We start from the raw sequence: 19,530 nt of genomic DNA, 5'->3' as shown, positions 1-19,530 counted from the left end.
CCGCGTTGCTCAAGACAGGACTCAGCCAGGCAGCTTCGACAGGTTCGGGAACGCAGCCCGGCCGGCGTACTTCGCCTTCGCGCCGAGGGCTTCCTCGATGCGCAGCAGCTGGTTGTACTTGGCCACGCGGTCGGTCCGGCACAGCGAGCCGGTCTTGATCTGCGTCGCGGTGGTGGCTACGGCGATGTCGGAAATCGTGGTGTCTTCGGTTTCGCCCGAGCGATGCGACACGATGGCCGCGTACTGAGCGCGATCGGCCATGGCGATGGCCTCGAGCGTTTCCGACAGCGTGCCGATCTGGTTGACCTTGATGAGGATGGCGTTGGCGATCTTTTTCTCGATGCCTTCGGCGAAGATCTTCGGATTGGTCACGAACAGGTCGTCGCCGACCAACTGCACGCCCTGGCCCAGCGCCTTGGTGAGGTGGGCCCAGCCGGTCCAGTCGCCTTCGGCCATGCCGTCCTCGATCGTGACGATCGGGTACTGCCTGGCCCAGGACGCCAGCGTGTCCACCCACTGTTCCGGCGTGAAGACCTTGCCTTCGCCCTCGAGGTCGTACTTGCCGTCCTTGAAGAACTCCGAACTGGCCACGTCGAGGCCGAGCAGGATGTCGCTGCCAACCTTGTAGCCGGCCATGTGCACGGCTTCAAGGATGGTGTCGAGCGCTTCGACATTGGACTTCAGGTTCGGTGCGAAACCGCCTTCGTCGCCCACCGCGGTGTTGAGGCCACGGCCCTTCAGCACGGACTTCAGCGCGTGGAAGATCTCGGCGCCGTGGCGCAGCGCCTCGGCGAAGCTCGGCGCGCCTACCGGCAGCACCATGAACTCCTGCACGTCGACATTGTTGTCGGCATGCGCGCCGCCGTTGATGATGTTCATCATCGGTACCGGCAACGAACCGCCACCGTCCACCATGAGGTACTGCCACAGCGCCTGCTTCCGGGAGGCCGCCACGGCGTGCGCGGCCGCCATTGACACGCCGAGCAGCGCGTTGGCGCCCAGCTTGCCCTTGTTGTCGGTGCCGTCGAGCGCAATCAGCTTCGTGTCCACGCCCTTCTGGTCGGCGGCGTCGAAGCCCACCAGTGCCTTGGCGATCGTGGTGTTCACGTTCGCCACCGCGTTCTTCACACCTTTGCCGCCGTAGCGGCCCTTGTCGCCGTCGCGCAGTTCGACGGCCTCGCGCGTACCGGTGGACGCGCCGCTGGGCACGGCCGCGCGACCAAACGAACCGTCGGCGAGGGTGACCTCGGCTTCGAGGGTCGGATTGCCGCGCGAATCGAGGATCTCGCGGGCGTGGATGGTGGTGATGGACGTGGTCATGCGCTTCCCGTTACGAGCTGGAATGACTGAAGAAGGTGCCGACGAGCATGAGGCCCGCGGTACCGACGAGGATGAGTGCGTTGAGCCCGAACCCGATCGCGCCGAACGTGCGGCGGCGATCCTGGCGGCGCAGGGCGATGAGCCCGAGCACGAGCCCCACCAGCGAGAGCACCAGGAAGGCGCACATCACGATGCCGATGAGGCCGAACACGGCCATATGCTGTCCGGAATCGCCGGAAGCGACGATCAACGCGGAAAAGGTGATGGCGGCCAGGATGACGAGGCCGGAAACCAGGGCGATGACGAACGAGGCGACACCGTGACCCGACTGCGGCATGCGCAGCACGTGCTGGCGGGGTGCGGCGGCATCGTGGATCCCGTTGTCGTCAGTCATCCAGCCAGCCTCCCCCGCGATTCCGTCAATGATACCGTCCCGGAGGAACGATCAGGCGTGCTTCGTAAACCCGCGGCGCTTCACGGCCTGGTCGAGTTCCATCAGCGTCTCGAGCAGTTCTTCCATCTGGTCGAGGGGCCAGGCGTTCGGGCCGTCGCTCAACGCCTTGGCCGGATCGGGATGGGTTTCGGCGAAGAGGCCCGCCACGCCCACCGCCACCGCTGCACGCGCCAGCACCGGCACGAACTCGCGCTGACCGCCGGAGCTGGTGCCCTGGCCGCCAGGCAGCTGCACCGAATGCGTGGCATCGAACACCACGGGGCAGCCCGTCTCGCGCATGACCGCGAGCGAGCGCATATCGGAAACGAGGTTGTTGTAGCCGAAGCTCGCGCCCCGCTCAGTGACCATGATGTCGTGGTTGCCCACGTCAAAGGCCTTCTGCACCACGTTTTTCATGTCCCACGGGGCGAGGAACTGGCCTTTCTTGATGTTTACCGGCTTGCCGGCACGGGCCACGTTCTGGATGAAGTCGGTCTGGCGGGCGAGGAAGGCCGGAGTCTGCAGCACGTCGACGACGGCGGCGACCTCGTTCATCGGGGTGTACTCGTGCACGTCGGTAAGCACGGGCACGCCGATCTGCTTCTTCACGGCGTCGAGCACTTTCAGGCCTTCTTCCAGGCCGGGGCCGCGGAAACTGGAGCCGGAAGAGCGGTTGGCCTTGTCGAAGCTGGACTTGAAGATGAAGTTGATACCAAGCCGGCCGGTGATCTCCTTGAGCTTGCCAGCGACGTCGAGCTGCAGCTGCATCGATTCGATCACGCAGGGGCCGGCAATCAGGAACAGCGGCTGGTCAAGACCAGCCTCGAAACCACAAAGCTTCATGCAGCGGACTCCTCGGAGCGGATGGCGAGCCTTTCGCCATCGCGAACGGCCTTGTACTCGCGCGCGGCGCGGACGAAGCCGATGAACAGCGGGTGGCCTTCGCGCGGCGTGGAAGTGAATTCCGGATGCGCCTGGCAGCCAAGGAACCACGGATGGACCTGGCGCGGCAGTTCGACGATCTCCACCAGCAGGTCGTCCATCGACTTGCCGGAGATGACAAGGCCGAGGTCCTCGAACGATTGGCGATAACGGTTGTTGAACTCGTAGCGATGCCGATGGCGCTCGCGCACCACGTCTTCGCCGTACAACTCGCGGGCCAGCGTACCGGCCTTCAGGCGGCACTCCTGCGCACCCAGGCGCATGGTGCCACCCAGGTCGGAACGCTCGGTGCGCACCTCGGTTTCACCGGTGGCGGTGGTCCACTCGGTGATCAGCCCGATCACCGGGTCCGGCGTGTTGCGATCGTTCTCGCTGGAATCGGCCAGCGGGAGGCCAGCGGTGTTGCGCGCGAACTCCACGACGGCGGCGTGCATGCCGTAGCAGATGCCGAAGTAAGGGATGCCGGTCTGGCGGGCGAACTGCGCGGCGAGGATCTTGCCCTCGAAACCGCGCTTGCCGAAGCCACCGGGCACCAGGATGGCATCGGCATCGCCGAGTACCGTGCGGGCCCCGCGCGCTTCCACGTCTTCGGAATCGACCCAGTGCAGGTTTACCCGCGTGCTCTGCTTGATGCCGCCGTGGCGCAACGCCTCGCCCAGCGACTTGTAGGCGTCCTTGTGTTCCACGTACTTGCCGACGATGGCGACGGTGACCTCGTCGCGCGGATGCTCCACGGCCTCGACCGTGCGCTCCCAGCTGGACAGGTCGGCCGGACCGGCGTCGAGGCCGAGACGGCGGATGACCAGTTCGTCCAGGCCCTGCTCGTGCAGCCACATGGGCAGCTTGTAGATGACGTCGACATCGATGGTGCTGATGACGGCATTCTTCGGCACATTGGTGAACAGCGCGATCTTGTGACGCTCGCCGTCGGGCAGCGGCTCTTCGCAACGGCACAGCAGCACGTCGGGCTGGATACCGATGGAGCGCAGTTCCTTCACCGAATGCTGGGTGGGCTTGGTCTTGATCTCGCCCGCGGCCTTGATGTAAGGAACCAGGGTAAGGTGCACGAACATGCACTTCTCCGGGCCGTGCTCGATGCGCAGCTGGCGGATGGCTTCGAGGAACGGCAGCGACTCGATGTCGCCTACGGTACCGCCAATCTCCACCAGGGCCACGTCGAAACCGCGGGTGGCCTCGTGGATGGAATGCTTGATCTCGTCGGTGATGTGCGGGATCACCTGCACTGTGGCACCGAGGTAATCGCCGCGCCGCTCCTTGCGGATCACGGATTCATATATCTTGCCGGCGGTGATCGAATTCTTGCCGGTGAGGCGCGTGCGCACGAAGCGCTCGTAATGGCCCAGGTCCAGGTCGGTCTCGGCGCCATCGTCCGTGACGTACACCTCGCCGTGCTGGAACGGGCTCATGGTGCCCGGGTCCACGTTGATGTACGGATCGAGCTTCATCATGGTCACGGAAAGACCACGCGCCTCGAGGATGGAGGCAAGCGACGCCGCTGCGATGCCTTTCCCGAGGGAAGACACCACACCGCCGGTGACGAAAATCAGGGGAGTCATGCGAGCAGCCAGTGCTGGAAATATGTATTTTACCTAAGTGCGCCCCCGCTCGCGAGTGCCACCTGAACGGAAATCCCCGATCGCCCCGGCAAGCCATTTCGCTACCATGGGCCGATGAGCACCTCCCCTATCCCTACCCGTCTGCAGGCCCTTCGCGCCGCCATGGTCCGTGAAGGCGTCGCCGCGGTCGTCATCCCCTCGGCCGATCCGCACCTTTCCGAGTACCTGCCGCCTCGCTGGCAGGCCCGCGAGTGGTTCTCCGGATTCACCGGCTCGGCCGGAACCCTGGTGGTGACGGCCACGGGCGGCGGCTTGTGGACCGACTCCCGCTACTTTTCTCAGGCCGAGGCGGAACTCGCCGGCAGTGGGCTGCCCCTGATGAAGCTCAACGTGGCACATACGCCCGAGCACGTGGGCTGGCTGGCCGAGAAGCTGAACGAGGGCGATGTGCTCGCCATCGCCGGCGACAGCCTCGCGGTCGCGGGGGCGGAAAATCTCGCCCGGCTCCTCCAGGAGGGCGGTGCCATCTTGCGCACGGACCTCGACCTGCCGGGCTCGGCCTGGATCGGTCGACCTGCCCGGCCCGCGGCACCGGTCTTCACCCACGCCGCCCCGTTCGCCGCCGTGGAGCGCACCGACAAGCTGCGCCATGTTCGCACCGCGATGCGCCGGGCGGGCGCCACGCACCACCTGCTCTCGAGCCTCGACGATATTGCCTGGCTGACCAACCTGCGCGGCGCGGACGTCGAGTACAACCCGGTCTTCCTCGCCCACCTGCTGATCGGCGAATCCACGGCCACACTGTTCGTGGACGGCGCCCAAGTGCCGGCCGAGGTGAAAGCTGCGCTGGCCGCCGACGGCATCTCGCTGGCCGACTACGTCACCGCGGGCTCGGCCATCGCCGCCCTCCCCGACGACGCCGTGCTCCTGTACGACGCCAGCCGCGTCGTCGTGGCCTTGCTCGAGGGCCTGCCCGCCACGGTGAAGCAGGTGCGCGCGCCGAATCCGTCCACCGCCCAGAAGGCACGTAAGACACCGGAAGAGCTGGACCACGTCCGCGACGTGATGCGCCGCGACGGCGCCGCGCTGGCGAAAGCCTTCCGCCGCATCGAGACAGGCCTTGCCGCCGGCGAGCCGCTCACCGAACTGGACGTCGATACGATCGTCCGGGAGGCCCGCTCAGCCCAGGCAGGCTTTGTTGGCGAGAGCTTCTCCACCATCGCGGGCTACCAGGCCAACGGCGCCCTGCCCCATTACCGGGCCACGGAAGCCGGCTTCAGCCCGCTGGCGGCGAAGGGCCTGCTGCTGGTGGATTCCGGTGGCCAGTACATGGGCGGCACCACGGACATCACCCGAGTGCTGGCCCTCGGACCGGCCACCGACGAACAGCGCCGCGATTCGACCCTCGTGCTCAAGGGCCTGATCGCGCTGTCCCGCGCGCGCTTTCCCAAAGGCGCCAGCGGGCCCCAGCTCGATGCCCTCGCTCGCGCGCCGCTGTGGGCCGCCGGCATGGACTTCGGCCACGGCACGGGACACGGCGTGGGTTACTTCCTCAACGTGCACGAAGGTCCGCACGGCATCCGCCCGCCGGTGGCCGGTGGGGCATTGGTGCCACTGGAAACCGGCATGATCACCTCGATCGAGCCGGGCCTGTACAAGCCCGGCCGCTACGGCATCCGCCACGAGAACCTCGCGGTGGTGACCCAGGCCGACAGCACCGAGTTCGGCGAATTCTTCGCCTTCGAAACACTCACCCTCTGCCCGTTCGACCGCCGCGGCCTGGAACCGCGCCTGCTCGAGCCGTCGGAACGTGCGTGGCTGGACGACTACCACGCCACGGTGCGGGCTGCGCTGTCGCCGCTGCTGGACGGGGCGGACCGGGAATGGCTCGAGTGGCACTGCTCGCCACTGTGACGGGACCTGTAGGAGCGCGCCCTGCGCGCGACATATTTTGAGGCCATGACATGGAGCTGGCGCGCCAACGTCCGGACTGGCGCGAAAAACTGTCGCGCGCAAGGCGCGCTCCTACCGTGGTCTCGATGGGTGATACCGCCATCCTCCAGGCTTGACCGCCACGACCCCAACGCCCCATCCTGCCTGGCTACGAACGAGCACCACGCCCAATGAACACTCGCTACAACGCCTCAGACATCGAAGTCCTCAGCGGTCTCGACCCGGTCAAGCGCCGCCCCGGCATGTACACGGATACCTCGCGCCCGAACCATCTGGCGCAGGAAGTCATCGACAACTCCGTCGACGAGGCCCTGGCCGGACACGCGAAGATCATCGAGGTCATCGTCTTCAACGATGGCTCGGTGGAGGTCTCCGACGACGGCCGCGGCATGCCGGTGGACATCCATCCGGAAGAGAAGGTGCCGGGCATCGAACTGATCCTCACCCGTCTGCATGCGGGCGGCAAGTTCTCGAACAAGAACTACGCGTTCTCCGGCGGCCTGCACGGTGTGGGCGTGTCGGTGGTCAATGCGCTGTCCACGCGCGTGGACGTGACGATCCGCCGTGACGCCCAGGAATACCGGATGAGCTTCGCCAACGGCGACCGCGCAAGCGAGCTCGAGGTGATCGGCAGCGTGCCGAAGAAGAAGACCGGCACCACGCTGCGCTTCTGGCCGGATCCGAAGTATTTCGACACGTCGAAGATCCTGGTGTCCAAGCTCAAGCACCTGCTGCGGGCGAAGGCCGTGCTCTGCGCCGGCCTCACCGTGCGACTGGTCGAGGAAGGCGGCGAAACCAGCGAGTGGTACTACGAAGATGGTCTGCCCGACTACCTGCGCGACGAATTGCAGGGCGCCGAGGCCCTTCCGTCCGACCTGTTCGTGAAACACTTCGCACGCGACACCGACACGCTCGATGTCGCCCTCGCCTGGTTACCCGAAGGCGAACTGGTGCAGGAAAGCTACGTCAACCTCATTCCCACGGCGCAGGGCGGCACGCACGTGAACGGCCTGCGCTCCGGCCTTACCAATGCCATCCGTGAGTTCTGCGACCTGCGCAACCTGCTGCCGCGCGGCGTGAAGCTGGCGCCGGAAGACGTGTGGGAACGCCTCGCCTTCGTACTCAGCATCAAATTGCAGGACGCCCAGTTCGCTGGCCAGACCAAGGAGCGCCTGTCGTCGCGCAACGCCGCCGGCGTCGTCGAGGGCGTGGTGCACGATGCCTTCAGCCTTTGGCTCAACCAGCACGTCGACCTTGGCGAGAAGATCGCCCAACTCGCGATCGAGCGCGCCAGTGCACGACTCAAGGCGGCCAAGCAGGTGGTGCGCAAGAAGATCACCCAGGGCCCCGCCCTGCCTGGCAAGCTCGCCGATTGTGCGGCCACCGATCTCACCCGCACCGAACTCTTCCTCGTGGAGGGCGATTCGGCGGGTGGCTCGGCCAAGCAGGCGCGCGACAAGGACTTCCAGGCGATCCTTCCGCTGCGCGGCAAGATCCTCAACACCTGGGAAGTCGAATCCGGCGCCGTGCTCGCTTCGCAGGAAGTGCACGATCTCGCAGTGGCGATCGGGTGCGATCCCGGCAAGGATGACCTCTCAGGCCTGCGCTACGGCAAGGTTGTAATCCTCGCCGACGCCGATTCCGACGGTCTGCACATCGCCACCCTGCTTGCCGCGCTGTTCCTGCGCCACTTCCCTACCCTCGTCAGCGAGGGCCACGTGTTCGTGGCCATGCCGCCGCTGTTCCGCGTGGACGTGGGCAAGCAGGTGTTCTACTGCCTCGACGAGGAAGAAAAACGCCTGATGCTCGAGAAGGTCGAGCGCGAGAAGATGAAGGGTGCCGTGAGCGTCACGCGCTTCAAGGGCCTGGGCGAGATGAACCCGGCGCAGCTGCGCGAATCCACCATCCATCCGGACACGCGCCGCCTCGTGCAGCTCACGGTCGACACCGACGACGGCACGCACAAGCTGATAGACATGCTGCTGGCGAAGAAACGCGCAGGCGACCGCAAGCAGTGGCTCGAGGACAAGGGCGACCTGGCGACACTGGAAGTCTGATGGTCATGGCTGGACACCCTGGTCCGCCGGGTCATAGTTGAAACCCGAAGCCGGTACAGGGTCGAGCTCTATACTTGCGTCCCTCAGGATCAGGGGAACGGTGCTAAAAGAGAGAAGATACAAGGATATGGAAAGCAACCGGCACGCTGTGCCACGCGCGACTCTAGATGGCGAACCCGTGGATGGGAACTGGCTGGAACGGCAAAAAGCCTCCCGAGGCAAGCGCTTTGGGGGCGCACTTCTAGACAGCGCCGTGCTCTTCGTGGTGATCGTGCCCATCCTCCTCATGGTGACGGCAACCGGAACCACCAGCGGCGAAGATACGGCTCTCATCGTCACGATTCTCGCCGTCATTGCGCTCGTCATCGTCAATCTGGTCATGATGCACAGGTCGGGACAGTCGATCGGCAAGAAAATGATGGGCACAAAGATCGTCCGCACTGACGGTTCCCGGGCGTCACTGCGCCGAATCGTCTTCCTCCGGATCATGCCCATGCATTTCCTGTGCGGCATTCCGTATCTTGGCGGGCCGATCGCGCTCGCCAATTTCATAGTGATCTTTGGCAAGGACATTCGCTGCCTGCACGACCAGATCGCGGACACCATCGTCGTCGAAAGCCCTGGCTAGACCCCGCTCGACGGACGGCGCGAGACGCCGGAAGGCGTCTCGATGCGGCTACTCGCGGCAGGATCGACGCCGCGACAAGGGCGACCTGGCGACACTGGAAGTCTGACGATCATGGCTGGACACCCTGGTCCGCCGGGTCATAGGTGAAACCCGAACCCGGTACAGGGTCGAGCGAAGGGGTCCAGCGGATGACCGGTACCCAGCGCCTAGTGAACTTCAGGAAATCCCGCTGGTCCGCCCTCGCGTGCTGCCGCCGCTCTTCGACAGTCGTCTCGATACGGCACAGATGGTCCTCGCGATGGCAGTTGTCGCGATAAAAGAAGGCTTCCAGCGGCATTTGCCTCCCCACGTCCTCCCGCCATGCTTCAACGATGACTTCGTTGCGTTCGGACATGCGCCCCTCGCGTCGCACGATCGACACCTGCGTCCACGCATGCGCCGAATTGCTGGTCCCATGCCCCACACCGAAAGCGCACTGGTCCTCGTTATCGGTGTATCTCTCCAGCCATTGCTGCGCGGTCGTCACGTCCAGATCCTGGCAAACTTCGCGACACCGATCCGGACCAGCCGTCCACGCGTCCTGCGGATAGATGCAACGTACATTGAGTTGCTCGTACTGGCCGGGTACGTCGTCGGCGTAGAACCATGGATAGACGATGAACCCGTTCCCCGTCGGATGCGTGTCCACGAAAGGGGAGTCGCCGCGCAACCACGAGAACGATACCCCCCAAGCGGCCGTCGCCGGGTTGGGAAGCCAGGAACGATATGCCGGGGAATAGTCGGTGGAGCGAAGGAGGATGCCCGAGCACAGGAATGCGGGACGCGTCGGCATCCCGCAATCCTCGCGCAATTCGTTGTAGCGCTCTTGAAGGTGCGCGGCGACGGTCGGACCGTCTTCCACTCTTGTCGCGACCGGCTTCGCTTCGGGCGAATCCGGTGTCTTCCCACTGCAACCGATTATCGCCACCGCGAGCGCCATGCCCATGAGGTACAGACAAAAGCGGTGTTCCATGGACCTTCTCCCCTTCCTTGGGTGATCATTGCGATGCGATTGTGCGGCCAGTGGAGGGACGCATGCGATATGTCATCTGTTGTAGGTTCGAGTCCTTGCCTATTCGGCAGGCGGAAACGAAAAACCCGGCCGGCGCCGGGTTTTTCGTTCATGGATCGACCGTCTGAGAGCGGATCAGCGGCGCCCGCGGATAGCGCCTATCAATGCCCGCGTCGCACCGTCGAACTGCGACAGGTCGCCGGGGTCCTTATCGTTGGCGAGCGACGGATAGATCTGCTTAGCGATCACCTTGCCCAACTCCACGCCCCATTGGTCGAACGCATTGATGCCCCATAGGTGGCCGAGCATGAACACCTTGTGCTCGTACAGCGCGATCAGCGCGCCCAGCGAATGCGGCGTGAGCGCGTCGAGCATCAACACCGTGCTCGGGCGATCGCCTTTGAACGTGCGCTGCGCGGCCAGCGCGCGGCGCTCGGATTCGCTACCGCTCTTCGCCTCGGCGAGCGCTTCGTCGAATGTCTTGCCCAGCGAAAGCGCCGCGGCCTGTGCCAGCAGGTTGGACAGCAGCACGTCGTGGTTCTCGCGCAGCGGATGCGCCGGCTTCACCAGGCCGATGAACTCCAGCGGCACGGTGTCGGTGCCCTGGTGCAGTGCCTGGAAATAGGCATGTTGCGCGTTGGTGCCGATGCTGCCCCAGACGACCGGGACCGTCGGCTGCGTCACCTCGCTGCCGTCGTCCGGATGCACGTGCTTGCCGAGGCTTTCCATCTCCAGCTGCTGTAGGTAGGACGGAAGATCGGCCAGCGAATCGACATAAGGCACCACGGCACGGCTGTTGCGGCCAAGGACGTTGCGGTTCCAGACCTCTGCGATGGCCAGCAATACCGGAAGGTTATCCTTCCACTCCGCGGTACGGAAATGGTCGTCGGCTTCGGCGGCACCGGCCAGCAATTCGCGAAAGCCCGCCATGCCGATGGAGAACGCGATCGAGGCGCCCACCGCCGACCACAGGGAGAAGCGGCCACCCACGTAATCCCACATCGGGAGCACCTGCGAGGCACCCCACCTCTGAACCGCCTCGACATTGGAACTCACGGCGATGAAATGCTTCGTGGTCTTCTTCTCGTCGCCGTCGTTGGCTTTCAGTATCCAGTTGCGGAAAACCCCGCCATTGAGCAGGGTTTCCTGCGTGTTGAAGCTCTTTGACACCAGGATGACCAGCGTATGCGCCGGATCGAGTTTCTTCATCAGGTCCGTCGCGGCCTGACCGTCGACGTTCGTGAGGAAGTGGCTGGTGATGCCCTTCACGTGGAACTGTTCCAGCGCATGCACGGCCAGGCGCGGACCGAGGTCCGATCCGCCGATACCGATGTTCACCACGTCCGTGACGCCGCCGATCAGGCCGACCGACTCGCCGTCGCCCCTGTGCACGGCGCTGACGATGGTTTCCATCTTGTCCAACGCATCCGAGACTTCTTTGCGGACGTCCGCCGGCGCCGCGGGATGCCGCGAGGCACCACCGCGAAGGGCGGTGTGCAGGACCGCGCGGTCCTCGGATGTGTTGATATGCTTGCCTTCGAACATCGCGTCGCGCGCGGCCGTCCAGCCCGTGCCTTCGATGTAGGCACCGACGGCGTCAAGCGCGGCGATGTCGAGCTTCTGCCGCGATACGTCGAGGAGGATGGGACCCATGCGCTTGCGCAGGCGTTCGCCGCGCGCGTCGTCCTGCACGAGGGTGCGCAGATGGGTCCCGGCGAGACGGGAGGCGTGCTCCTCGAACGAGGGCAACGGTGCGTGCTTTGATTCCATAGCTTCCACAGGGCTGCGACAGAAGGGAAGCGACGATCTTACCGCAGTGCAGCGTAAGTGAATTGTATGGATGCCGCGCGAGCGGCAGGCGGGTCAGGCCGCCTGCTTCGGGATCGAATGGTTCGTGTGCGTGATGCGATTGTCCGCGTCCACGTAGACAAGGTCCGGCTGGTACTTCGCCAGCTCCGCCTCGGAAAGACCCACGAACGCCGCGATGATCAGCAGGTCGCCGGGGGACACGCGGCGCGCCGCGCTGCCGTTCACCGAGATGATGCCGGAGCCCTCTTCCGCGCGCAGCGCGTAGGTGACGAAGCGTTCGCCATTGTCGATGTTCCAGGCATGGATCTGCTCGTACTCGCGCATGCCGGCGGCATCCAGCAGGTTGCCGTCGATGGCGATCGAACCTTCGTAGTTCAGCTCGGCGTGAGTCACCGTGGCGCGGTGGATCTTGCACTTGAGCATGTTGAGGTGCATGGCGGTCTCTGGGGTTTGTCTTTGAAAAAAACGCCCATTCTAACGGAGGGTTACCCGCTCGTCGTGTGGGCTTCCTCTGTCGGTGCGCTTTATGAGGGACCGCGCGATGAAACGCAAGTCCCCGTTCGTGAAGCCGTCAGTCGAACGGCAGGTTGTCGATGAGGCGGGTGGTGCCCAGGCGCGCCGCCACCAGGGCGACCAGGCCCTCCCGTTCCTCAGCCCCCGGCTCGCCGAGATCCTCGGCACGGCGGATGGCCACATAGTCCGGAACGAAGCCCGCCCGCTCCAGGCGGGCCTTGGCGGCCGTTTCCAGGGCCTGCCAGGCATGCCCCTGGCGGAACAGGTCGCGTATCTGCTGGAGGGTTGCATGAATCATCGGCGCCCTTATCCGCTCCTGGGGAGACAGGTACTGGTTCCGAGAACTCATGGCCAGGCCGTCCTCTTCGCGGAGGGTGGGTGCGGACATGACCTTGAGCGGAAGCGACAGGTCACGGACCATGCGCTCGATCACCTTGAGCTGCTGGAAGTCCTTCTGCCCGAACAGGGCCAGATCGGGCGACACCAGGCTGAACAGCTTGGCGACAACGGTCGCCACGCCATCGAAGTGCCCGGGCCGATGCGCTCCGTCCAGGGTGTCGGTGATCACCGGTACGTGGATGCTCACGCTGGCGGCGGGACCGAACGGGTACATCGTGGCGACATCGGGCGCGAACAGCAGGTCGCAGCCGGCCTCGGCCAGGCCGGCCTGGTCCTGGGCCAGGGTGCGCGGATAGCGCTCGAAGTCCTCGCCAGGTCCGAACTGGGTCGGATTGACGAAGACGCTGGCGACCACGCGGTCGGCCCGCGCCCGCGCCAGCTTCAGAAGCGAATGATGGCCCGCGTGCAGGTTGCCCATCGTGGGCACGAAGCCCACGGTCTTTCCCGCGGTGCGCCAGCCCCGGATCGCGGCACGCAGTGCGGCGGCATCGGTGACGGTCTGCATGGTGGTGTCCTCAGGTGAAGCTGTGCTCGATGCCGGGAAAGCGTTCTTCGCGCACGTCCTCGGCATAGGCGCCGATGGCGGCCTGGATGGAATCGCGGCCGGTGAGGAAATTCTTGGAGAATCGGGGCCGCTTGCCTGGCGTAAGACCGAGCAGGTCGTAGACCACCAGCACCTGGCCGTCGCAATCCACACCGGCACCGATGCCGATCGTGGGAATGGTAAGTTCCGCGGTGATCCGCGCCGCCAGCGCGGCCGGCACGCATTCGAGCACGAGCAGGTCCGCGCCTGCCGCTTCCACGGCCTTCGCGTCGGCGAACAGGCGTTCAGCCGCTTCTTCAGTCTTACCCTGCACCTTGTAACCACCGAAGCGATTCACCGATTGCGGGGTGAGGCCCAGATGGGCGCATACGGGGATGTCCCGCTCCGCCAGCGCGGCGATCACCCCGCAGACCCGGCCCGCGCCCTCGATCTTCACCATTGCCGCGCCGCCCTGGGCGACCAGCCGCGCCGCGGCATCGATCGCCGCCGGCACGTCGCGGTCGCTCATGAACGGAAGATCGGCCACCAGCAAGGTGGCCGAGAGCCCGCGGGCCACCGCCGCGGTGTGGTAGACCATCTCGTCGACCGTGACCGGCAACGTACTCGTCCGGCCCTGCACCACCATGCCCAGGGAATCGCCGACCAGGGCCACATCGATCCCGGCGGATTCCAGCTGCGCGGCGAAACTCGCGTCGTAGGCGGTGAGCATCACGATCTTCCGGCCTTCGGCTTTCATCGCCTTCAGGCCCGGCACGGTCACCGGCTTGCGCGCCGGCGCACTCGTATTTTCGACGTACACGCTCTGTCGCCTCATGGGTAGAAACGGGAATTGTCCGCCTACAGGCGCGGTATCTCAAGGAAACCAGGGGGCCGGTCGCAGTTTGGCTTCCCAGGCGCTTCGGCCCAGGCCGGTGTCCGCGTCGGATGGCGGAATGCGTGCGAACACCTCCGCCGTGGCCGCACGCAGGGCGAAACATAGGCCTGCATAGCGCTCGTAATCCTCGAGGCTGCGCTGCTTGCCGAGCCAGTCGACCGGCTCGGGTGCTCCGTGCATGCCGAAGGCCGCCTCCGCCGCGACCATCGCCCGCATGCCGAGCTGCGCACCGTCGAGTGTGGTTTCGCCGCGCGCCAAGGCCCGCGACTGGTCTTCCCAGACCTTGGGCATGCCTTGCCGCCCGTAGTGATGCCAGAGGGCGTGGCGGTGCGGATGGAACAGGTCGTACCCGTGCGTGTACGCTCGCACCGCCAACGTGATTTCCTCGGTATTGAAGTAATGGTCGGGATCGGCGGGCACGTCGCGAACGAAGCTCCCGTCGGCGAACGCGAACCCGCCGCTGAAGAACCGCGCGCGCACGGGTGCGCGCCGGCCCGCGGGAGAAGCGATGGGTGAGGAGCGCGTGCGCACGACGCCGGGGCCACCGAAACCGACGAAATCGATTTGGTAACCCTCCTCACAGCGGTCCGGTACCGGCTGCCCCGGCTCGTAGGCGGGTGGATGTGCCACGAGTACGGGCCGCGGGTACCGGCCGGAACGGACGCGCTCCAGCATCCCGATCAACTGGACGTCCCAGCCGTCCGCGAAACGGTGGTGCGAATCGAGTTGCAGCATGTAGTGCTCGCCGTCGAATCCCTGCTGCGCCACAGCCCTCGCCCAACCGCAACCGCGCGACTCGCGCATCGCGTAGTCGAAGATCCGCAGGGAAGCGGCGCGCCGCGATAGATGATGATGGAGACGGCCGGCGGCGACGCTACTGGTCATGTCGAAGCCCGCCTCGGCGAACGAGGACGGGTTTTCGCCTTCGTCGTGCTGCCAGCACACGCTCACGTGCAGCCGGGCCGGATGCGTGGCCCGGTCGACGAGGTCCATGAGGGTCGGCAGCAGTTCGGGATCCCGGTAGGCGGGAATCTGCACGAAGATGGTCTTTCCGGGCTCGTCCATGAGCGTCTCCTGGTGCACCTTCCTGGCGCACGATCGATGCTACGCCCGCCCGGAACGACTAGGGAAGAGGTTCGCAGCCCCGGGTATCAAGCGTTTCCAGCAAGCTCGCGACCGTGCCGTGCCCCGGAATCTCGTAGGTGGGATCGATGTCGGACAGCGGCAGGAGGACGAAGGCACGTTGCGCCATGCGTGGATGCGGAAGCTCGAGCCGTTCGTCGTGGACGATCGCGCCACCGTGGGCGAGCAGGTCCAGGTCCAGCGTGCGCGGCCCCCAGCGCATGCCGTCGCGAACGCGCCCGAAAGCGCGCTCGGTTTCCAGGAGTACATCCAGCAGGGCATGCGGCTCCAGGGTCGTATCGACCGCGACGGCGCCGTTCACAAAATCCGGCTGGTCGACGACACCCCATGGCGAGGTGCGATAAAAGCGCGAACGCCCGGCGATATCGATACCCGGATGCCGGGCCAGTCGCTCGATGGCGGATTCCAGGGTCTGCCGTACATTACCGAGATTGCCGCCCAGACCGATGAGGGCGCGGGCGTTCACGCGCCGCCCGAATCGCCCTTGCCGCGCCCCACCGGCTTACGCCGGCGGCGGCGCTTCCGCGGCGGGGTGCCGGAGGCCACCGAGGGCTCGTGTGGGGGGACGCCGCCGCCGCCAAGTGCGGCCGCCAGCATCTCCGGCGGGAGCTGCTGCGCGTGCGCCCACCACTCGCCCAGTTCCCGCATGCGGGGCGATTCGTGCGCACGCAGCAGCAGGAAGTCGAAAGCGGCGCGGAAACGCGGATGCGACATCAGGCGAAATACGCGCTTGCGGTGGATCTGCTCGAAGCGCGGCTGCAACGCCCAGATTTCTTCCATGGTGAAGGTGAAGCGGCGCGGGATGGCCACGCGCTGGCACTGCTCGCCCACCACGTGCACGGCAGCGCGCTGCCAGGCCTCGTTGTCGTCCTGGCCATTGGCGATCCAGCCTTGGGCCTGGTCGCGTACTTCGCCCCAAAGGAGCACGGCGTAAAGGAAGGCCGGGGTGACCGACTTGCCCTCGGCGATACGGGCGTCGGTATTCGCCAGACCCTGCTCGACCAGGGCACGCAGGGCGTGGTCGCCGCGCTCGAGTGCGCGGGCGGTGGCCGGGAACAGGAATTTCAGCAAGCCGCGCGCCTCGAGCATCTTGAAGCTCTTGAGGCCGTGGCCGGCAAGGAACAGCTTCAGCGACTCGTCGAACAGGCGGGCCGGCGCGGCCTCGCCCAGCAAGTGGCCCAGCGTGGCGAAGGGTGCTTCCGCCGCGGAATCGATGGTGAACCCCAGTTTCGCCGCAAGGCGTGCAGCGCGAAGCATGCGCACGGGATCCTCGCGGTAACGTTGCTCCGGGTCGCCGATGAGTCGCATGCTGCGATCTTCGAGGTCGCGCATGCCGCCGACATAATCGCGAACGCTGAAATCGGCAATGTCGTAGTAGAGGGCATTGACGCGGAAGTCGCGGCGGACCGCGTCTTCCTCGATCGAGCCCCAGATGTTGTCGCGCACGATCCGGCCGTCGACGATGTGGCGGTCGCCCTCCCCACCTTCCTCGCCGGTGCCACGGAAGGTCGCCACTTCGATGATTTCCGGGCCGAAAACCACGTGGGCCAGGCGGAACCGCCGGCCGATCAGGCGGCAATTGCGGAACAGCCCCTTCACCTCGTCCGGCGTGGCGTCGGTCGCGACGTCGAAATCCTTCGGATGACCACCCAGCAGCAGGTCGCGCACGGCGCCACCGACAAGGTACGCGGAAAAGCCTGCGTCGTGCAGGCGATACAGCACGCGCAAAGCGGCCTTGCTGATGTTCTTGCGGGAGATGGAGTGCTGGTCGCGCGGGATGATGCGCAATGCCGGCGGAACGTCACTCCTGGTTTCGGGATTCAAGCGGTCGAAGTCCTGGCGGGCGCCCCGGCGCCCGTACACGTGGCTGCCCTACCGTATGCCGGTTGGGATGAATGGGCCAAATGTAACGAATTCGGCCCCATTCGACGAGCGGCAGGGAAACCCATTGCCGGGTGGTCGAATTCGGCTATACTAGCGCGCTTCGTACTTCATGTACGACCCGCTCCCTTCGTCTAGTGGTCCAGGACACCGCCCTCTCAAGGCGGGAACACGAGTTCGAACCTCGTAGGGAGCACCACTTTCCTTCCGGCGCCGAACCGTTCGCATGACCTTTGTCGTTACCGACAACTGCATCAAGTGCAAGTACACGGACTGCGTCGAGGTCTGCCCCGTGGACGCCTTCCACGAAGGCCCGAACTTCCTCGTGATCAATCCGGACGAGTGCATCGATTGCACCCTCTGCGAGCCGGAATGCCCGATCAACGCCATCTACCCCGAGGACGACGTTCCCGCGGGCCAGGAGCCGTTCGTCGCGCTCAACGCGGAGCTCTCGAAGAGCTGGCCAGTGATCACCGAGCGGAAGGACGGCCTTCCCGACGCCAAGGAATGGGAAGGCAAGCCGGACAAGCTGGAGCAGCTTCAGCGCTGAGGCACTCAGGCGGCCGGATACGTGCCGCACGCGCCTACAACCGAGGGCGTATGGTCGTGACCAGCCTCCTGCCGAACACTGTGCGGTAAGAGGTCCCGATCACCGGCAATCGCACATGGAGGTGCGGCATGAACACACGGATTGGTCATTACGTGCGCGCTCTGGGGTCAGCGGCCCTGGTCGCCCTGGTCGTTGCGTGCGCAGGGCTTGGACCCAGGTCCGGGATGGCAGAACCCATCGCTGCGGCAGCGGAACGGGCGTCTGATCCATGCCCCCCGGCATCGGGCTTCTGCGAGCAGCGCATCACGTACGAAGCCCTGGGGGCGGAACCCCCTGGCGCCCAGGCTGCATGCCCGCCGGAGTCGGGCTCGTGCGACACGCCTGTATCGAGCATGGCGAACGATACTGAGGGCGCCACGGTCGCCAGGCATCTGCAGGAGCGCTACGACGAGAAACTCAGCGATTGCCGAAAGAATTCGAGCGATCCCAAGCCGCTGCCGGCGCTGTTATGTTCGGGCATCCTCCTGCGCGTCACCGCGCGGGGGCCTGGATTCGATACCTGGAACCCGAACCCGGCCAATGCCCAACCGAGGGGCGTGTCGTTCTCCTGGTTGCGACGGGACAGTGGCATGCAGCGATTCGCCTTCAACTTTGCGAACGGGTACATCATCCTGCCGTTTTTTTACGCGGACACTCCGTCGGACGGCTTTACACAACTAACCGTGCTTTGCGGTTATCCGGTCGACGCAGCGACCAATGGTCGTCGCTCGGCGGAAAACGACGGTTGTGGTCCGACTCCGAACATAGCCAACTCGGGCCCTTGCCAGGCGCAGGGAATTACAACGAGCGCGCGGTGGATCCAATTGTTTGGTGCCGGCCAGCTCTACGGAAACCAGTGCGGCTTCAATCTCAAGCCAGGTTCGGCAGCTTCCGGGGTGTTTGCCCAATTCGCACTTATTCGTAACGCCCTTGGCGCGAGAGCTTTTGCCATACCTACGGAGATCAAAATCGGCGCCTGGACAGTGGGCGACACTCGCATCCCGCTTGAGGCTTTCTTCTATCTGACGGGGACGACCGGCCTGGCCGAGGCAAAAGCGAACCAGGGCGACTTCAGGGTGCGTACCGGCCGCTGGGTGCCGGTAATCCAGATGACGCTACCGACAGTGCAGAACGGGCCGGCTTCGTTCAGGTACGTGGCAGCGGACCAGCAAGTTCGCTGAAAAGACCCTGGAGGTGCCCCTTTGCCAGGGGCACCTCCTTGCTTACTTGCTGCCCATGCGCGACTTCAACGCGTCGATCACGCGGCGAACGCCATCGGCATCGCCCTGCGCACGGACTTCACTGCCACTGCCGCTTGCCGTGACATTCAGCACGACGCTTTGCGTGTTGCCCGATGCGGAAGCCGGCGCATCCCTGGTGTCCTGGTCGGCGTTCTTGCCTCCACCGAACATGCGGCGGAAGAAGCCCGGGCGATCTTCCGGCTTACCGCGGTTCGCGGCGATCTGGTAGGTGTGCGTCGCGTCGTCGTGCGAGGTGACCTTGCCCAGGTCGCCCACGCTGAGCAACTCGCCGATGCGGCGGTAAGCGGCATCGGCATCGTCGGCGAGGATGAAGCCGTCCGACACCGGCGCGGCTGCCTGGCTGGCGGCAGCGCCCGATGCACCGGAGCCCACGTCCGGAACGACCAGGGCGGCGCTTGTCGAAGGCGTATCGAGGCCGGGCGGAATCTCGAGCGGGGCTTCCTGCTGGGCCCTTTGCCAATCCTTCTTGGAGCGGAACGCGCCGCAACCGGAAACGACCAGGACGGAGAGGAGCAGTGCCGGGACGACCAGCGCGTACGAGGTTTTCTTCATGTT

General features: G+C 65.5%; 18 protein-coding genes and 1 tRNA gene. 6 read left to right on the top strand and 13 right to left on the bottom strand.

The genetic code is table 11. From position 1 onward, the window contains the following. Positions 1–21 precede the first annotated feature (21 nt). The 4 genes from eno to VGM71_RS14950 are packed head-to-tail and all read right to left on the bottom strand — an operon-like array spanning position 22 to position 4,272. Complete coding sequence (eno, locus tag VGM71_RS14965; protein WP_331546565.1) at positions 22–1,320, bottom strand: phosphopyruvate hydratase; 1,299 nt, start codon at positions 1,318–1,320, stop codon at positions 22–24. A gap of 10 nt (positions 1,321–1,330) precedes the next feature. Further along, entirely contained in the window at positions 1,331–1,714 is a 384-nt protein-coding gene (locus tag VGM71_RS14960) for a hypothetical protein (RefSeq protein WP_331546563.1), read from the bottom strand. Between the two features lie 51 nt (positions 1,715–1,765). After that, positions 1,766–2,596, bottom strand: a complete 831-nt coding sequence (kdsA, locus tag VGM71_RS14955; RefSeq protein ID WP_331546561.1) for a 3-deoxy-8-phosphooctulonate synthase — start codon at positions 2,594–2,596, stop codon at positions 1,766–1,768. Next, positions 2,593–4,272 carry a CTP synthase gene (locus VGM71_RS14950; protein ID WP_331546559.1) on the bottom strand — a complete coding sequence of 560 codons (1,680 nt, stop codon included), beginning with the start codon at positions 4,270–4,272 and terminating at the stop codon, positions 2,593–2,595. Before VGM71_RS14950 ends, kdsA begins: the two co-directional genes overlap by 4 nt. A gap of 114 nt (positions 4,273–4,386) precedes the next feature. Between VGM71_RS14950 and VGM71_RS14945 the strand changes: the two genes are divergently transcribed. From VGM71_RS14945 to VGM71_RS14935, 3 genes are all read left to right on the top strand, one after another. Beyond that, positions 4,387–6,186, top strand: coding sequence for an aminopeptidase P family protein (locus VGM71_RS14945; protein ID WP_331546557.1), 1,800 nt, complete (start codon positions 4,387–4,389; stop codon positions 6,184–6,186). 209 nt (positions 6,187–6,395) lie between these two features. Then, entirely contained in the window at positions 6,396–8,282 is a 1,887-nt protein-coding gene (gene parE / locus VGM71_RS14940) for a DNA topoisomerase IV subunit B (RefSeq protein ID WP_331546555.1), read from the top strand. Between the two features lie 178 nt (positions 8,283–8,460). Beyond that, on the top strand, positions 8,461–8,910 hold the full coding sequence (locus VGM71_RS14935; protein ID WP_331546553.1) for an RDD family protein: 450 nt from the start codon (positions 8,461–8,463) through the stop codon (positions 8,908–8,910). A 109-nt stretch (positions 8,911–9,019) separates the two neighbouring features. Here the strand turns inward: VGM71_RS14935 and VGM71_RS14930 are convergent, their stop codons facing one another. From VGM71_RS14930 to pcnB, 8 genes are all read right to left on the bottom strand, one after another. Next, positions 9,020–9,922 (bottom strand): hypothetical protein, encoded by a 903-nt coding sequence (locus VGM71_RS14930; RefSeq protein WP_331546551.1) that lies wholly within the window; start codon positions 9,920–9,922, stop codon positions 9,020–9,022. Positions 9,923–10,096: 174 nt separating this feature from the next. Then, positions 10,097–11,731, bottom strand: a complete 1,635-nt coding sequence (gene pgi, locus VGM71_RS14925; RefSeq protein WP_331546549.1) for a glucose-6-phosphate isomerase — start codon at positions 11,729–11,731, stop codon at positions 10,097–10,099. Positions 11,732–11,824: 93 nt separating this feature from the next. Further along, entirely contained in the window at positions 11,825–12,205 is a 381-nt protein-coding gene (panD, locus tag VGM71_RS14920) for an aspartate 1-decarboxylase (RefSeq protein ID WP_331546547.1), read from the bottom strand. Between the two features lie 136 nt (positions 12,206–12,341). Further along, complete coding sequence (gene panC, locus VGM71_RS14915) at positions 12,342–13,187, bottom strand: pantoate--beta-alanine ligase (RefSeq protein WP_331546545.1); 846 nt, start codon at positions 13,185–13,187, stop codon at positions 12,342–12,344. A 10-nt stretch (positions 13,188–13,197) separates the two neighbouring features. Next, positions 13,198–14,040, bottom strand: a complete 843-nt coding sequence (gene panB / locus VGM71_RS14910; RefSeq protein ID WP_331546543.1) for a 3-methyl-2-oxobutanoate hydroxymethyltransferase — start codon at positions 14,038–14,040, stop codon at positions 13,198–13,200. Between the two features lie 39 nt (positions 14,041–14,079). Then, positions 14,080–15,165: a GlcNAc-transferase family protein gene (locus VGM71_RS14905; RefSeq protein ID WP_331546541.1), complete on the bottom strand. Its 1,086-nt coding sequence runs from the start codon at positions 15,163–15,165 to the stop codon at positions 14,080–14,082. 58 nt (positions 15,166–15,223) lie between these two features. Continuing rightward, positions 15,224–15,709, bottom strand: a complete 486-nt coding sequence (folK, locus tag VGM71_RS14900) for a 2-amino-4-hydroxy-6-hydroxymethyldihydropteridine diphosphokinase (protein WP_331546539.1) — start codon at positions 15,707–15,709, stop codon at positions 15,224–15,226. Next, entirely contained in the window at positions 15,706–17,067 is a 1,362-nt protein-coding gene (gene pcnB, locus VGM71_RS14895) for a polynucleotide adenylyltransferase PcnB (protein WP_331546537.1), read from the bottom strand. Before pcnB ends, folK begins: the two co-directional genes overlap by 4 nt. Positions 17,068–17,247: 180 nt before the next feature. Here pcnB and VGM71_RS14890 point away from each other — a divergent pair. From VGM71_RS14890 to VGM71_RS14880, 3 genes are all read left to right on the top strand, one after another. Continuing rightward, positions 17,248–17,323, top strand: a tRNA-Glu gene (locus tag VGM71_RS14890). Positions 17,324–17,350: 27 nt separating this feature from the next. Next, positions 17,351–17,674 (top strand): ferredoxin FdxA, encoded by a 324-nt coding sequence (fdxA, locus tag VGM71_RS14885; RefSeq protein WP_331546536.1) that lies wholly within the window; start codon positions 17,351–17,353, stop codon positions 17,672–17,674. Between the two features lie 392 nt (positions 17,675–18,066). Further along, on the top strand, positions 18,067–18,894 hold the full coding sequence (locus VGM71_RS14880) for a hypothetical protein (RefSeq protein ID WP_331546534.1): 828 nt from the start codon (positions 18,067–18,069) through the stop codon (positions 18,892–18,894). Positions 18,895–18,936: 42 nt separating this feature from the next. Here the strand turns inward: VGM71_RS14880 and VGM71_RS14875 are convergent, their stop codons facing one another. Next, positions 18,937–19,527 (bottom strand): hypothetical protein, encoded by a 591-nt coding sequence (locus VGM71_RS14875; protein WP_331546532.1) that lies wholly within the window; start codon positions 19,525–19,527, stop codon positions 18,937–18,939. Positions 19,528–19,530 lie beyond the last annotated feature (3 nt).

Source organism: Luteibacter sp. (assembly GCF_036499525.1).
Classification (GTDB): Bacteria; Pseudomonadota; Gammaproteobacteria; order Xanthomonadales; family Rhodanobacteraceae; genus Luteibacter.
The sequence above is the reverse complement of the archived record's forward strand: the minus strand, read 5'-3'. Positions and strand labels throughout refer to the sequence as shown.

Bases quoted from the DNA above. Each gene is read 5' to 3' on its own strand.
- VGM71_RS14905 (WP_331546541.1), bottom strand. From the start codon at position 15,165: ATGGACGAGCCCGGAAAGACCATCTTCGTGCAGATTCCCGCCTACCGG.
- parE (WP_331546555.1), top strand. From the start codon at position 6,396: ATGAACACTCGCTACAACGCCTCAGACATCGAAGTCCTCAGCGGTCTC.
- fdxA (WP_331546536.1), top strand. From the start codon at position 17,351: ATGACCTTTGTCGTTACCGACAACTGCATCAAGTGCAAGTACACGGAC.
- VGM71_RS14960 (WP_331546563.1), bottom strand. From the start codon at position 1,714: ATGACTGACGACAACGGGATCCACGATGCCGCCGCACCCCGCCAGCAC.
- VGM71_RS14930 (WP_331546551.1), bottom strand. From the start codon at position 9,922: ATGGAACACCGCTTTTGTCTGTACCTCATGGGCATGGCGCTCGCGGTG.
- pgi (WP_331546549.1), bottom strand. From the start codon at position 11,731: ATGGAATCAAAGCACGCACCGTTGCCCTCGTTCGAGGAGCACGCCTCC.
- panB (WP_331546543.1), bottom strand. From the start codon at position 14,040: ATGAGGCGACAGAGCGTGTACGTCGAAAATACGAGTGCGCCGGCGCGC.
- panC (WP_331546545.1), bottom strand. From the start codon at position 13,187: ATGCAGACCGTCACCGATGCCGCCGCACTGCGTGCCGCGATCCGGGGC.
- kdsA (WP_331546561.1), bottom strand. From the start codon at position 2,596: ATGAAGCTTTGTGGTTTCGAGGCTGGTCTTGACCAGCCGCTGTTCCTG.
- VGM71_RS14875 (WP_331546532.1), bottom strand. From the start codon at position 19,527: ATGAAGAAAACCTCGTACGCGCTGGTCGTCCCGGCACTGCTCCTCTCC.
- VGM71_RS14945 (WP_331546557.1), top strand. From the start codon at position 4,387: ATGAGCACCTCCCCTATCCCTACCCGTCTGCAGGCCCTTCGCGCCGCC.
- panD (WP_331546547.1), bottom strand. From the start codon at position 12,205: ATGCACCTCAACATGCTCAAGTGCAAGATCCACCGCGCCACGGTGACT.
- VGM71_RS14950 (WP_331546559.1), bottom strand. From the start codon at position 4,272: ATGACTCCCCTGATTTTCGTCACCGGCGGTGTGGTGTCTTCCCTCGGG.
- eno (WP_331546565.1), bottom strand. From the start codon at position 1,320: ATGACCACGTCCATCACCACCATCCACGCCCGCGAGATCCTCGATTCG.
- VGM71_RS14880 (WP_331546534.1), top strand. From the start codon at position 18,067: ATGGCGAACGATACTGAGGGCGCCACGGTCGCCAGGCATCTGCAGGAG.